This is a genomic window from Ohtaekwangia sp., assembly GCF_036568665.1.
In the GTDB taxonomy this organism is placed as follows: Bacteria; Bacteroidota; Bacteroidia; order Cytophagales; family Cyclobacteriaceae; genus Ohtaekwangia.
Genome location: NZ_DATCSD010000343.1, coordinates 1 through 13,834, shown reverse-complemented (window position 1 = coordinate 13,834; position 13,834 = coordinate 1). Strand labels below are relative to the sequence as shown.

Below are 13,834 nucleotides of genomic sequence, written 5' to 3'. Positions count from 1 at the left end.
GTTGCTCTTAAAATATTCGTTTACCCGTTGATTTAAGGTTGTAAAGAAATCGCTCCGAGTAGAAGAAAATTTGATTGGGGGACCCACTGCCTTCATGCACTGTTTATTTTAATGGTAAAAAATTTCCCAATGGGTGAGACTGGAAAGTTAAAATTAAGTATAATACAACTGGTAACGAGTGTTAGCAGCTCCGTATTTTACTGCGTTGAAAATATAGCGATGTACTTTGTTACTGCGAAAAGCTGAATATCCTTTTTCTACCTTATGGTTTAGGCATAAAAGACCACTATTCATACCGTTGTATTGATATCGATAATGTACCTAATTCTAACGATTCCCGGGTTTAATTCAATTCGGCAATAACCGTTCTGCCTCCTTTGGTAACATCGCCAATCTTGCATGTTACTTTGGCATCAAGCGGTAAAAATATATCCACACGTGAGCCGAACTTGATAAAGCCAAACTCTTCGCCTTGCTCCAGTGCCTGACCTTCTTTTACATAACATTTGATTCTACGGGCAAGAGCACCTGCTATTTGTCTGAACAATATCTCTACGCCATTCCCGGTCTTCACCACAACAGTTGTTCTTTCATTCTCTGTACTTGACTTGGGGTGCCAAGCTACCAGGTACTTTCCGGGATGATAACGGAAGAAGCTGATGATACCTCCCACCGGCATACGGTTAACGTGTACATTAACCGGTGACATAAAGATGGATATCTGCTTTCTTTTGCCTTTCAGATATTCTGTCTCTTCGGTGTCTTCGATCACCACTACTTTACCATCGGCAGGAGCCAATACAAGCTTCTCGTTCTTAGAAATGCTAAAGATCGGATTACGGAAGAATTGCAGAATAAGCAGATAGAAAATAACACTGACCAGTATAACACTGTTTTGCACCAGGCTGCTTTGCGGAAAGAAATACAATATAGCCCAGTTCAATCCAAAAAGAACCAGGAGTAAAACAAAAAGCAGTATGCGGCCTTCGCGATGGATGGTCATTGTTATCGTAAGTTTAAGTCGTAATAAAAAGAATGCAGCAAGTCTGCTATACAAACTTGCTGCACAAATTTAGTGTGAAAATCCGGATAGGAGGTCATGAAAGTTCAGATTTAGAATAATCGCTTACTAAACAGCAACTTCTGTTCCTGAACCAATACTCACTCTTAGTAACCTCCGCGGAACTTATAGGTCTTGGATACCTTATCGATCGCCACCATATACGCAGCAATTCTCATAGGCACTTTATACTCCTGCGATGTTTTATATACATTGTTGAATGCATCTTTCATGATCCGGTCGCTTCTGCGGTTAACACGATCGGCAGTCCATTTATAGCCGAGGCGGTTCTGCACCCATTCGAAGTATGATACCGTAACACCACCCGCGTTGGCCAGGATATCCGGCACAACCATAATGCCTTTGTCATTGATGATATTATCCGCTCTGGATGATGTTGGTCCGTTAGCACCTTCTACAATCAACTTCGCTTTAATGTTAGAGGCATTAGAGCTTGTGATGACATCTTCTGTTGCAGCCGGCACGAGCAGATCAACTGGCAGCGTGAGCAATTCTTCATTGCTTATTTTCTGTGCACCTTCAAAACCATCGAGCGATCCTTTATTAGCATCTCTATACTTCACGGCTTTCTCGATGTCCATTCCTTTCTCGTTGTAGTAAGCACCTGAAAGATCGCTTACTGCCTGCACCAGCAAGCCGCGTTCGTGTAACAACCGTGCAGCCCATGAGCCTACGTTACCAAAACCCTGCACAGCGCATGTTGCTTTATATGGATTGATCTTCAACTTCTCCATCGCTGCCATAGCCGACACCATTACACCACGGCCGGTGGCTTCTGTTCTTCCAAGTGAACCACCCATTACAAGAGGTTTACCAGTAACAACAGCATGTGTAGTCATGCCTTTGTTGCGTGAATATTGGTCCATCAACCACGCCATTTCGCGAGGGCCTGTACCCATATCAGGCGCAGGTATATCTTGATCCGGTCCGAATACATCGGCCATCGCTTGTGTATAGGCACGCATCAATCGTTCAATTTCTCCGGCCGACATTTCGCGTGGATTGCAGGTAACACCACCTTTCGCTCCACCATAAGGAATATCTACCACAGCACATTTCCACGTCATCCATGCAGCAAGTGCTTTCACTTCATCCAGGTTCACATGTGGATCGAAACGGATCCCTCCTTTCGAAGGCCCGAGAATCGTTGAGTGAATGACACGGTACCCTTCAAACACTTTGATGCTGCCATCATCCATAGTTACCGGCAGTGAAACGATCACCTGACGAGCTGGATTTTTCAAAACGTTGTAGATCTCTTCTTCCAGTCCAAGAATTTCTGAAGCGACTTTAAAACGCGACATCATAGCCTCGAAGGGATTCTCTTTGTCCTTAAGCGGGGCCGGTTCAATATATGCCATAGAATAAAATTTAGAGTCTGTTTACAAGTAATGATGTTATTTTACGAAAGTCTAAAAAAGTTGATTCGAAAACGGTTGCAAAGATAGATAAATTCATCAGTTGCCTCCTGGTTTCAGAACAAAAGGTGGTGTTATAATTACTCTGAAATGATGTATTTCGAAAACAGCCTGTTCGCCAGAAATTTCATTCCGTCTAACTTATTTTTTCGAAAGTTTATTTTTTTGAAAACATGATTATTGAAAGATAACCATATTGATTTTAGGATGCTAACACATTATGAAAGTCACAAGTATATTTTACAGGCAGCAAGTATATGTTTTGCCAGAAAAATCTTACCAACCGGTTTGATTTTACCCTGATGTCTTGAATTTTGATTAGGATTATAATGACTTCTCGTTTTTGTTATATACGATTGATAAACTTCTGTCATTACTTTTTATAGCGAATGCCCAAAATGATTATGGCAATGTTTAGAATAGTAGAAGTAACATTGGTTGCTATGATGGGTATATCCTTGCGAAGAATGCCATACCATACCCATAGAGAAAGCCCGGCCAGTAACACAATGAGATAGAAGAGCGAGATATCGCGCGCTTCCTTTTTCTGTATAATCTTTACAAGCTGCGGCAATAACGATAAGGCTGTGCATGTACCAGCCACTATACCAATTACCTCTGTTGACATACTCTATCTGAAACTCAGTGCTTGGCAGCCAACGCTATTTCACTGGGCAGTGCCTTCACATACTCATCACCGATGCGAATAGTATAAATTAATCCTCTTGATTTGATCTCACGCGGTCGTCCATATACAATGCCTTGCTGATTTCTGTAAATCACAGGGTCGCCATTTCTGATCTTTTCCATAACTATATAATTTTTATTTCCTGCCTTCAAAAATCCATGCCAACAACATACTCATTTGTGGAGGAATAGTTTTTTATACTTCCCTGCTTACAGTTTCATATTCAAATCAAAAGTGAAAACCATGAAAGACCAGAAGAAAACAACATTCCGTCCGCACGCTGCCCACTCTAATGATCCGATGGTGCGCGAATTGCTGGACTGTGCCATTGCTTGCGAAACCTGCGCCACAGCTTGTTTACAAGAACGCGATGTAAACATTATGACGCGTTGCATTGAACTGAATCGTGAATGCGCTGAGATATGTATACAGGCCGCACGATTGCTTCAGCGTGATTCAGAGTTATTGCCCAGCTTTTTAGGAATCTGCGAAGAAGCATGCCGGATGTGTGCCGATGAATGCCGCAAGCACGATTATGAACATTGCAAACAATGTGCTGACGCCTGTGAACACTGTGCCGAAGCCTGCCATGAACATGACGGCAGCATTGAGCTTAAGTAATCTAATTATAATGAAGGAGGATTTATTCTGAGCTCTATCTGACTAAATTCTCCTTCATTGTTAAGATATACTATATATACCTATAGATTATTTCTTCGGAAGTCTGAAGCGTAGTCTTACCTTTACGCGATCTTTAACAGCTTCGTCATCTCTTTTAGTGGGTGCCCATTTAGGGCCGTTTCGTATAAGACGAATCACTTCTTCATCGCATCCGTAGCCAAGACCTTTTAATACTTTAAAATCTGTAATCTGGCCGGATGTTTCCACGGTAAACTGAATCGTTACCTTTCCTTCTATTTCATTCTGAAGCGCTTCTTCCGGATAGCGCATACTGGTTTCCAGATATTTTTTATAGGCAGCACGGCCACCCTTGGGTGCTGCAAACTCTACGGTGGAGCGATCTTCTTCCTGTACGTTATCAGCACCATAACCCACCACTACCACTTCACTCAACTGCGATACATCATTCTCTAATTGTACATCCAATACATCCGAAGTTGCCTCTGCTTCTTTGCTCTGCATGCCTATAAATGAAAAGACGAGTTCTTTACTACTTTCCGTTGTAGATACCTGATAGTACCCTTCTGCATCCGTAACAGTACCGGTGTTGCTGCCTTTTATAATAACATTTACACCAGGCAAACCCACACCATCTTCCGATGTTACCTGTCCGCGTATAACCTGTACGTTGGTATTTGCATTGGCAAATTTTCGTGTTTCTGATAGTGCTGCTTTCTTATCAAGCGTTGCTCCGCTTGCGTCTGTTTTTGCTTTTGCCCTTTCTTTATACTCTTCTTTCTCGGCCGCTATATCTTTCATGGGTGCCTGCATCGGTGCTACAGCAACCGGTTCATTAGCTTGCAATTGTTCTTGCACTTCCTGCAAATCTACCGGGGCTTCGCTTGCCGCATTATCCGTAGATGAAACTACAGGTTCCCCTTTCGTAACTTCTGCGATCGTTGATTTTACTTCATCTGCTTTATTTTCTTTTGGCTGGGCAACCTGGTCTTGCAGTATAATTTTTTCCTCTTCCGGCTTTGCCAGACTAAACTGATCATGCTTGTCTTCCTGTTTAACGGATGCCGAAGTATTGTCAGAGGCTGAATCTCCGGCAGGTTGTTGCTGTGGTGGAGATGATTTCGGTGCAGACTCCGTATCATTAACCGCTAACGGAGTGGAATTTTTTTCCTTCAATAAATTGAAGACTATAAACCCGGAAACTATCACCACTAACAACCCGGCCGCTATACGCACGGTCCATGCCCACATCGGTATAATCTTCGTGTTTGACTGATCTATACGTCCCTTCAGCGAAGCCTGCAAAAGGTTCAGATCATCGCCAAAATCTTCAGGCAATACCTGTGAAGCACCTTCCAATGCATCCGCCAGGAAAGGATCGTTCAATGCCTTCCGCTCCAGCGCATGCATCTCTGCTGGTGTTAATTCACCCCTCAGGTATTTTTCAATATCGTGTTGCAGGTCAGCCATGTTGCTCCATGCAAATCTTCAAATTCCGTTTACCGTTCTGTATATAACTCTTCACTTTATTATCGTCAAAGCCCGTGAGCTGAACAATCTCTTTATAGCACTTCTGCTGTAGATAAAACAATTGTACACACTGTTTCTGTTCAACTACCAGCGTTTCTATACACTTTTCCAATTTAGTAAGATTTGCCTCCATTTCAGGCTCTTCTTCCAGATGAGAAAAGGAGTCATTTTCCATAAGTGCAGGAGAAATTTCTTCAAAATTCTTTCCTTTCCTTGACCTGAGCTGCATCAAACAGTGATTTCGCGCAGTGGTGTATAGCCAGCTTTTAAAATGTTCTACTTCGTGCTGCTTTAAGGTGGTAACGAGCTTCTCAAATATCTGCATCACGGCATCGCGACTCTCTTCGCGGTCTTTCAGGTATTTCATGCATACCCCCAGTACCAACGACATATACCGATCAAACAGCTCACCCAATACCGAGAGGTCGCCCGTGCGCTTATACTGCGCCAGCAGGTCGGCATCGGTTAATGATCTATGGACTTTGAGTGAAGGCATGTTCGTTTGAAAAATAGAAAAAAAATTCCAACTGCCTTATGGAATCTTTTTACAAGGCGCATCTCACTGACAAATCAAATTATACTGTCATGAAAAAGTCTATTGGGATTCTTATGGTACTGGTGATACTCTGCACCGGCTTTATCGCCCCGGCCTCGCGCACAATTACTGGGAAAGTTACTTATGCAAAAGATGGAAGTGCGTTGCCTGGAGTAACGGTTATTCTGAAGGGCACAACTACAGCTGTAGTTACTGACCACAGCGGCATCTATACTATTACAGTGCCCTCTTCCGGTGGCACGTTGGTTTTCTCTTTTATAGGGTATAAATCGAAGGAAGTAAAGATAGGAGTATCCAACACCATAAATGTTGTGTTAGCAGAAGATGCACAGGAACTAAAAGAGGTTGTTGTTACCGGTAAACATCATCGCTATAAACAAGATAAACGTGCAGCTCCGGCTAAAGTAATGACTGAATCAGTTGCTGACTACAACATGGCATACGCCCCTCAACCCGAGCAGGAAGAACAGTGGAACACAGAAGAGTACGATGCGATTAACGAGAATATTTTTCACGATGCGCTGCGAAATCCTTTATCTACTTTTTCCATTGATGTAGACGCAGCGTCCTATAGCAATGTGCGCAGGTTTATTAACAATGGCAGTCGCCCTCCAAAAGATGCTGTGCGCATTGAAGAGCTGGTAAATTACTTTGACTATGATTATAGCCAGCCGAAGAACGATGATCCTTTTGCTGTGATCACCGAAATATCTGCCGCTCCATGGAATACCAATCATAAACTGGTACATATAGGCTTGCAAGGCAAAAAGATACCCACTGAAAATTTACCGGCTTCTAACCTGGTGTTTCTCATTGATGTATCAGGCTCTATGAACGAAGCCAATAAATTACCCTTGCTGAAATCATCTTTGAAAATGTTAGTGGAAGAATTACGCCCGCAAGACCACGTTGCTATAGTAGTATATGCCGGTGCTGCAGGACTTGTACTGGAACCAACTTCGGGTGCTGATAAAAAGAGAATCTCTGAAGCGCTCGACAGACTGGAGGCAGGTGGTTCAACGGCAGGTGGTGCCGGTATAAATCTGGCATATGCAACTGCCAAGCAATATTTTAAACAAGGTGGTAACAACCGCGTGATACTGGCAACAGATGGTGATTTTAATATAGGCGAATCCAGCAATGCTGCGATGGAAAGATTGATCGAAGAAAAAAGAAAGGATGGTATATTTCTTACAGTGCTCGGCTATGGCATGGGTAACTATAAAGATTCGAAGATGGAAACGCTGGCCGATAAAGGAAATGGTAACTATGCTTACATTGATAACATTACCGAAGCACGTAAAGTACTAGTGAATGAATTTGGCGGAACACTATTTACCATTGCCAAAGATGTAAAGTTGCAGATCGAGTTCAATCCTACTAAAGTAAAGGCCTATAGATTGATCGGGTATGAAAACAGGATGCTGAAGAGCGAAGATTTCAACAACGACAAAAAAGATGCTGGCGAACTTGGCTCCGGACATACAGTCACTGCGTTGTATGAAATTATACCGGTTGGCGTTGAGAGTGAATTTTTCAAGATCGATGAATTGAAATATCAGACAACCAAGATCGATCCTTCTGCCAAAAAATCGGATGAGTTGATGACGATTAAACTTCGCTATAAAAAACCGGACGAAGACGTGAGCAAGTTGATTGTGCATCCACTGAAAGATAACAACATAGCACTCGCTAAAACTTCTGATAATTTTCGCTGGTCAGCTTCCGTTGCCGCATTTGGTATGTTGCTGCGTGAATCTGAATACATTAAAAAGTTTACCTATGATGATGTCGTGCAACTGGCGCAGGGCTCACGCGGAGAAGATAAAGAAGGTTATCGCATAGAATTTATCAACATGGTGAAGTCTTTCGGACTGGTAGCCAGCCGATAGTTGAATTAATTCTACACATAATAGCTTCCGGGAAAATTTTAATACTTCCCGGAAGCTGTTATTTTTATATTTTTGCCTTTGATGGAAGACCTCCCGAAACAACACTATACAGAAGCCGAGAAGCAAACAATATTTCATGGTGAGTTTATGCCTCATATAAACTCCATGTACAACTTTGCTTACAGGCTTACACTGGATTCAGACGATGCCAAAGATCTGTTGCAGGACACTTACTTAAAGGCATATCGGTTCATTGAATCTTTTCAGAAAGGAACTAATGCGAAGGCATGGCTGTTTCGAATTTTGAAAAACAGCTTCATCAATGATTATCGAAAGAAGAGCAAGGAGCCTTCTAAAGTAGATTATCAAGAAGTTGAGAGCTATTACAACTCGGAAGAGGTTGACAGGCAGATAACGCCTGATCTGCGAGTGGAGGCGCTGAAGGATATGATCGGAGACGAAATATCCAATGCACTCAATGCCCTGGATGTTGATTTCAGAACAGTTATAATTTTATGCGACCTGGAAGGATTTAAGTATGAAGAAATGGCGAAGATTCTCGATATCCCTATTGGAACCGTTCGTAGCCGTCTTCACCGGGCACGTAACCTTCTGAAAGAAAAACTGAGTGAGTACGCGAAACAAATGGGTTATAAAACCGCATAAACCTTATGAGCACCCCTGATCCGAGTAAGATGAAGCTTGATTGTCCTGAGAAAAACGAATGCCTCAAAATGCTTCAGGCCATCCTGGATGGTGAAGCAACTGCTGATCAAAAAGATCATTTCCTGAAACATCATCTGGAAGAGTGCATGCCCTGTTACAAGAATTATCATTTGGAAGTAGCCATACGTCAGCTTCTCAAAACCAAATGCTGCCAGGATGCTCCTCAGCAATTGGTGGATGACATCAAAGCAAAAGTGATTCAAAACCTGGCGAGTTAATGGCAGGCAAAGCGCTTATTTTCTCTGCGCCTTCCGGTTCGGGGAAAACTACGATCGTTAAACATCTTCTTGCCACGAATCCTGATTTAGGATTTTCCATTTCTGCATCAACACGCGACAAGCGCGGCCGTACAGAACAGCACGGTAAAGATTATTACTTTCTTTCTCCCGAAGAATTTAAAAAGAAGATCGATGAAAATGCGTTCATCGAGTGGGAAGAAGTATATGCCGGTAATTTTTACGGCACACTTAAATCAGAGATAGACCGCATCTGGAGTGAAGGTAAAGATGTGATCTTCGATGTAGATGTAAAGGGAGGATTGAATCTCAAGAAATATTTCGAAGATAAAGCGTTAGCTATATTTGTTAAAGTGCCCTCTATAGAAGTGCTCAAAGAACGACTCAATGATCGGGGCACAGAATCACCAGAAAGTCTTTCGCGCAGGTTATTCAAAGCAAATTTTGAAATGTCGTTCCAGGATAAATTTGACGTTGTACTGGTAAACGAAAACCTGGACAAATCTTTAGCTGAGGCACAGCAGCTCTACAACAATTTCAAGAATACGTAAGAGGTTCAATCTTCTGATTGTTCTAATGTTCAATACGGTATCTTTACAAATAGATACTATATATTGTAACATCGGAAGCAATTAAACGTCTTCTCTGAATATTCATGAAAATAGGTCTCTTCTTCGGCTCGTTCAATCCCATACACATGGGCCATCTTATGATCGCCAACATCATGGCCGAAACAACCGACCTGAACAAAGTATGGTTTGTAGTCTCTCCTCAAAATCCATTTAAACCCAGCAAAGGTTTACTGCACGAATTTGATCGTTATGATATGGTGCGTGCTGCCATATACGATAACTATAAACTGGAAGTATCGGATATAGAGTTTCACCTGCCCAAGCCCAGCTATACTATTCATACCCTTGTACACCTGCGGGAGAGATTTCCGGACAAAGACTTCAAAGTAATTATAGGCGAAGACAATCTCGCTTCTTTTACCAAGTGGAAAAATCATGAACTCATACTGAAAGATTACGGGCTTTATGTATATAGAAGACCCAACGTGCAACTTTCAGAACTCCGAACGCATCCTAACGTTACATTCGTAGAAGCGCCACTGCTTGATATTTCTGCTACATTCATCCGGAACTGCATCAGAAATAAACAATCTGTGCGTTATCTTGTTCCGGATGTTGTGGAGGAGATGATTCGTGCGAAAGGCTTTTACCAGGATTAAACCCGACTATATATATCCATGCCGGTATTCAAAATGTTTTCACAGGTTCTGTCGCCTGTTGCAAGAGCTATATTTTTGCTGTTGCTTGTATGCACGATCTACTCCGCACCTGCATGGGCCAGTGGTATACGGGGTACCATTACCGATGAAAACGGCAAGCCGCTGGCATTCGCCTCTATATTTGTAAAACGCGTAGGCACAGGAACCACCGCCAATGAAAACGGCTACTACGAAGTAGCGCTCGATTCCGGACGCTATGAAATCATCTACCAGTTTCTTGGCTACGAAACACAAGTCAGAAACATCGAAGTACTTCATGAATTTGTACAGGTAAACATTACCCTGAAGCCACAAGCTACGGTATTGCCCACCGTGGTAGTGCAAGATGGCAACGAAGATCCGGCGTATACCATTATGCGTAAGGCCATTGCCAAAGCTAAATATCACACCCAGCAACTGGACAGCTACACGGCCAGAGTATATATAAAGGGAGCCGGTAAACTAAAGGACTATCCCTGGCTGGCCAAGCGTGCGTTGCAGAAAGAAGGCATTGAGAAAAACCGGGTATATATATCTGAATCCGTAAGCGATGTGAAATATACCCGCCCCAATAAATTCGAAGAAAAAGTTATCTCTATTCGCAGCGATGGTAAAGACAACAACACTTCGCCCAACCAGTATATATTCGGCAGTTTTTATGAACCCGAAATACAGGGCACTATATCTCCGCTATCGCCCAAAGCTTTTTCATACTATAAATTCGAATACCTGGGCACATTTCAGGATCGTAACTATGAAGTAAGCAAGATCAAAGTAACACCACGGCTGAAAGGCGACAATGTAGTAGAAGGTGTTATTAACCTGGTGGAAGACTGGTGGAGCATTCACAGCATTGATATAAATACCAGCAAAATGGGTATACAGGTATATATCAAAGCGATCTACGCTCCAATAGATGATAAAGCGTGGATGCCGGTGTCGCATCAATTCAAAATAGAAGGTAAAGCTTTTGGGTTTGAAGCCGAGTATAAATACCTGGCTACTGTAAGCGACTACAAGATCAAGCTGAACCCCAAGCTATATGTAGACAATGAAAAGATGGAGGTTATTGATGAGAAGGTGCAGAAGGAAGAGGCAAAAAAAATAACAGCACAGAGCAAAGCAACAACTTCCAAAAAATCGAAGCAACAACAAGATAATGCCAAGTTACTGCAAGATCGGCTGGAGTCAGGAAAAGAAATTACCCGCAAGGAGTTAAAGACTATGATGAAGGAGTATGAGAAGCAGGAACTGAAACAGCAAAAAGAACCTGAAGTTATATCCGACAATACATTTAAGGTAGACAGTGGTGCCTATAAAAAAGATTCTACTTACTGGGCATCTATACGCCCGGTTCCATTAACTACTGAAGAAGTAAAGGGTTATCAGAAATCGGATAGCATGGCAGCTGTTGCCCGTAAAATAGAACAAGGCGATACCCTGAAGGCATCCAAACATAAGGGTTTTCAGCCGTGGGATATACTGATTGGTGATACCTATAAAGTTTCCAAACACTCCAACTTTCAAATTCACTTTCCTATGCCAGGCTTCAATACGGTAGAAGGCTGGAACCTGGTATATAAAGTATCGTTTGGAACGATCTTGCAAGACACCAACAAAACACGGCTTACTATTACTCCTGCATTCCGCTATGCTTTCTCGCGTAAAGTTGCTTCGGGCAATACCAAGCTTGTACTCCGCAATAGTAAATATAGACTTGAACTGGAAGGCGGCCGGTATATTAAGCAGTACAATGCCGATGAACCAATTCTGCCGATTGTAAACAGTCTCACTACGCTGTTACTCGAAAAGAATCTTATGAAGCTATACGAAAGGCGATATATAGACCTGACGTATCGCAGAAAGCTAAGCCAGTATGTTTCCGTAAACGGAACACTCTCGTGGAACAAGCGACATGAACTTGAAAATACATCAAACTATAAATGGGTAGATCGTAAAAGTATTGAAGGATATACACCGAACCGACCGGTAAATGCAGAGCTGCCCGACACAAGTTTCCCTGATCATGAAGCATTCATCGGCTCTGTGCGTGTAACCGCCAGACCGTGGTTGAAATACAGGATACACAATGGGCGCAAGCATGAGATAAGTAATTCATCGCCTACGTTTACGCTTGATTATCGCAAAGGCTTTAACAATGTCTTGCAGAGTGATGTAGACTTCGACCAGATTGAACTGGGCATGAAACATGAATTTAACATTGGCGTGCGTGGGCATGTAGACCTGGCGTTGCGTGCAGGTGCATTTTTGAATACGAACAAAATGTACTTCATGGACTATAAGCATTTCCTCGGTAACCAAACGCCTTTTGCTACAAGCGATCCGGTAGGAAGTTTTCGCTTGCTCGACTACTACAATTATAGCACCGATGATAAATACTTTGCCGGCAATGTTCACTATCACTTTCGCAGGTTCCTGGTTACCAGCTTCCCGTTGGTGCGCATGGCAGGTGTAAGTGAAAATGTATTTGTTAATTACCTGGCAACGGCTCACTCGATGAATTATACCGAAGTGGGTTATTCCATTGATGGCATCCTGCGCATTTTACGACTGGAAGCGGTGGCTTCATTTCAGAATGGCAAGTACCTCGATTATGGATTTCGCATTGGTATCAACACAGCCTTCTCTGTTAATTTCTCCGATAATTAATTATAGCTATAGAACTATGCCTCATACACGATCTATCGTGTAAGTTTGTGTTGAATTTATACTATGCAGTTAACCATAGATGACTTTCTGAAACTACGTGCGCAATTGCCGATAGTGGATGTTCGCTCCGAAGGCGAATACGCAGAAGGTCATATTCAATCGGCTGTCAATATACCTATACTTAACAATGCCGAACGCGTTGAAGTTGGCACAGACTATAAACGCAAAGGACAGGCGGAAGCTATCAAGACAGGCTTCCGATTGGTTGGTCCACGGCTGCTTAACATCATTAACGATGCAGAGAGTATAGGGAATGAATTGCTAGTACATTGCTGGCGAGGTGGTATGCGCTCATCCAACTTCTGTCAGTTTGTGGGCATGGCCAAAATCAAAACGCATCAATTGGCAGGCGGTTATAAATCGTATCGCACAAAAGCACTAGAGTCGTTTAAGCAGCCCCTTAATCTCATTGTTATAGGAGGATGTACCGGCAGTGGCAAAAGTGAAATACTAGGATCACTGAAAGCCAATGGCGAACAGGTTATCGATCTTGAAAAACTTGCATCGCATAAGGGCTCAGTGTTCGGAGGATTACAAATGTCTCCACAACCTACCACTGAGCAATTTCAAAACGACTTATTTGAAGATATACTCAAGCTCGACTATTCACGCACGGTATGGATCGAAGATGAATCTATCGCTGTAGGAAGGATATTTTTACCGGAAGGGCTCTGGACACAAATGAACAATAGCCCTATCGTTGAAATCAATGTAGACAAAGTTGTACGCATACAACGACTTGTTGAAGAATACGGACCTGCCGATAGAACTTTATTTCTGGAAGCGATGATGCGCATTACCAAAAAGTTGGGTGGCCAACATTTTAATGCTGCACGTGACAAGCTGCTGCAAAATGATATGGCTTCGGTAATTGATATACTGCTCAATTATTATGACAAAGCCTATATCAATGGCCTCTCTAAAAAGCAGCACCGGGTAAAAGCCTCTGTTCAGTGGAGTGGGCACGACATTCATTCTTTTACGGCCCGCCTTATTCAAGAGGCTAAAGCATTCCGCAGTTAGTGACTTCTATACAGTATACTTCGCGAATTAATTTCATATAGAAAT

14 protein-coding genes are annotated in these 13,834 nt (G+C 42.5%); 8 read left to right on the top strand and 6 right to left on the bottom strand.

From position 1 onward, the window contains the following. Positions 1-343: 343 nt before the first annotated feature. From VIN08_RS19445 to VIN08_RS19430, 4 genes are all read right to left on the bottom strand, one after another. A complete protein-coding gene (locus VIN08_RS19445; protein ID WP_331968474.1) occupies positions 344-1,003 on the bottom strand; it encodes a phosphatidylserine decarboxylase family protein in 660 nt (219 codons plus the stop codon). Positions 1,004-1,167: 164 nt separating this feature from the next. Further along, positions 1,168-2,442: a Glu/Leu/Phe/Val dehydrogenase gene (locus VIN08_RS19440; RefSeq protein ID WP_331968471.1), complete on the bottom strand. Its 1,275-nt coding sequence runs from the start codon at positions 2,440-2,442 to the stop codon at positions 1,168-1,170. 430 nt (positions 2,443-2,872) lie between these two features. Further along, positions 2,873-3,127 (bottom strand): SemiSWEET transporter, encoded by a 255-nt coding sequence (locus VIN08_RS19435; RefSeq protein WP_331968468.1) that lies wholly within the window; start codon positions 3,125-3,127, stop codon positions 2,873-2,875. A gap of 14 nt (positions 3,128-3,141) precedes the next feature. Continuing rightward, positions 3,142-3,309, bottom strand: a complete 168-nt coding sequence (locus tag VIN08_RS19430; protein ID WP_331968466.1) for a hypothetical protein — start codon at positions 3,307-3,309, stop codon at positions 3,142-3,144. A 121-nt stretch (positions 3,310-3,430) separates the two neighbouring features. On the opposite strand from VIN08_RS19430, the gene VIN08_RS19425 reads away from it, so the two are divergent. Next, positions 3,431-3,808 (top strand): four-helix bundle copper-binding protein, encoded by a 378-nt coding sequence (locus tag VIN08_RS19425; protein WP_331968463.1) that lies wholly within the window; start codon positions 3,431-3,433, stop codon positions 3,806-3,808. Between the two features lie 87 nt (positions 3,809-3,895). Here VIN08_RS19425 and VIN08_RS19420 read toward each other — a convergent pair whose 3' ends face one another. Beyond that, the gene (locus VIN08_RS19420) at positions 3,896-5,296 is read right to left on the bottom strand and encodes a TonB family protein (protein ID WP_331968460.1); all 1,401 of its coding nucleotides are present in this window, start codon (positions 5,294-5,296) and stop codon (positions 3,896-3,898) included. After that, positions 5,289-5,852 carry a sigma-70 family RNA polymerase sigma factor gene (locus VIN08_RS19415; RefSeq protein WP_331968457.1) on the bottom strand — a complete coding sequence of 188 codons (564 nt, stop codon included), beginning with the start codon at positions 5,850-5,852 and terminating at the stop codon, positions 5,289-5,291. Before VIN08_RS19415 ends, VIN08_RS19420 begins: the two co-directional genes overlap by 8 nt. Before the next feature lie 89 nt (positions 5,853-5,941). On the opposite strand from VIN08_RS19415, the gene VIN08_RS19410 reads away from it, so the two are divergent. From VIN08_RS19410 to mnmH, 7 genes are all read left to right on the top strand, one after another. Next, positions 5,942-7,804 carry a vWA domain-containing protein gene (locus VIN08_RS19410; protein WP_331968454.1) on the top strand — a complete coding sequence of 621 codons (1,863 nt, stop codon included), beginning with the start codon at positions 5,942-5,944 and terminating at the stop codon, positions 7,802-7,804. An 81-nt stretch (positions 7,805-7,885) separates the two neighbouring features. After that, the gene (locus VIN08_RS19405; protein ID WP_331968529.1) at positions 7,886-8,470 is read left to right on the top strand and encodes a sigma-70 family RNA polymerase sigma factor; all 585 of its coding nucleotides are present in this window, start codon (positions 7,886-7,888) and stop codon (positions 8,468-8,470) included. Between the two features lie 5 nt (positions 8,471-8,475). Continuing rightward, positions 8,476-8,748 (top strand): anti-sigma factor, encoded by a 273-nt coding sequence (locus VIN08_RS19400; protein ID WP_331968452.1) that lies wholly within the window; start codon positions 8,476-8,478, stop codon positions 8,746-8,748. Next, on the top strand, positions 8,748-9,317 hold the full coding sequence (gene gmk, locus VIN08_RS19395; protein ID WP_331968449.1) for a guanylate kinase: 570 nt from the start codon (positions 8,748-8,750) through the stop codon (positions 9,315-9,317). Before VIN08_RS19400 ends, gmk begins: the two co-directional genes overlap by 1 nt. 104 nt (positions 9,318-9,421) lie before the next feature. Further along, positions 9,422-9,997, top strand: a complete 576-nt coding sequence (nadD, locus tag VIN08_RS19390) for a nicotinate (nicotinamide) nucleotide adenylyltransferase (RefSeq protein ID WP_331968446.1) — start codon at positions 9,422-9,424, stop codon at positions 9,995-9,997. Between the two features lie 18 nt (positions 9,998-10,015). Next, entirely contained in the window at positions 10,016-12,706 is a 2,691-nt protein-coding gene (locus tag VIN08_RS19385) for a DUF5686 and carboxypeptidase regulatory-like domain-containing protein (protein WP_331968443.1), read from the top strand. Between the two features lie 63 nt (positions 12,707-12,769). Then, positions 12,770-13,789, top strand: a complete 1,020-nt coding sequence (mnmH, locus tag VIN08_RS19380) for a tRNA 2-selenouridine(34) synthase MnmH (RefSeq protein ID WP_331968440.1) — start codon at positions 12,770-12,772, stop codon at positions 13,787-13,789. The last annotated feature ends 45 nt before the right edge of the window (positions 13,790-13,834 follow it).

Excerpts from the sequence above, each read along its gene's own strand:
- VIN08_RS19445 (WP_331968474.1), bottom strand. The coding sequence starts at position 1,003 with ATGACCATCCATCGCGAAGGCCGCATACTGCTTTTTGTTTTACTCCTG.
- VIN08_RS19440 (WP_331968471.1), bottom strand. The coding sequence starts at position 2,442 with ATGGCATATATTGAACCGGCCCCGCTTAAGGACAAAGAGAATCCCTTC.
- VIN08_RS19435 (WP_331968468.1), bottom strand. The coding sequence starts at position 3,127 with ATGTCAACAGAGGTAATTGGTATAGTGGCTGGTACATGCACAGCCTTA.
- VIN08_RS19430 (WP_331968466.1), bottom strand. The coding sequence starts at position 3,309 with ATGGAAAAGATCAGAAATGGCGACCCTGTGATTTACAGAAATCAGCAA.
- VIN08_RS19425 (WP_331968463.1), top strand. The coding sequence starts at position 3,431 with ATGAAAGACCAGAAGAAAACAACATTCCGTCCGCACGCTGCCCACTCT.
- VIN08_RS19420 (WP_331968460.1), bottom strand. The coding sequence starts at position 5,296 with ATGGCTGACCTGCAACACGATATTGAAAAATACCTGAGGGGTGAATTA.
- VIN08_RS19415 (WP_331968457.1), bottom strand. The coding sequence starts at position 5,852 with ATGCCTTCACTCAAAGTCCATAGATCATTAACCGATGCCGACCTGCTG.
- VIN08_RS19410 (WP_331968454.1), top strand. The coding sequence starts at position 5,942 with ATGAAAAAGTCTATTGGGATTCTTATGGTACTGGTGATACTCTGCACC.
- VIN08_RS19405 (WP_331968529.1), top strand. The coding sequence starts at position 7,886 with ATGGAAGACCTCCCGAAACAACACTATACAGAAGCCGAGAAGCAAACA.
- VIN08_RS19400 (WP_331968452.1), top strand. The coding sequence starts at position 8,476 with ATGAGCACCCCTGATCCGAGTAAGATGAAGCTTGATTGTCCTGAGAAA.
- gmk (WP_331968449.1), top strand. The coding sequence starts at position 8,748 with ATGGCAGGCAAAGCGCTTATTTTCTCTGCGCCTTCCGGTTCGGGGAAA.
- nadD (WP_331968446.1), top strand. The coding sequence starts at position 9,422 with ATGAAAATAGGTCTCTTCTTCGGCTCGTTCAATCCCATACACATGGGC.
- VIN08_RS19385 (WP_331968443.1), top strand. The coding sequence starts at position 10,016 with ATGCCGGTATTCAAAATGTTTTCACAGGTTCTGTCGCCTGTTGCAAGA.
- mnmH (WP_331968440.1), top strand. The coding sequence starts at position 12,770 with ATGCAGTTAACCATAGATGACTTTCTGAAACTACGTGCGCAATTGCCG.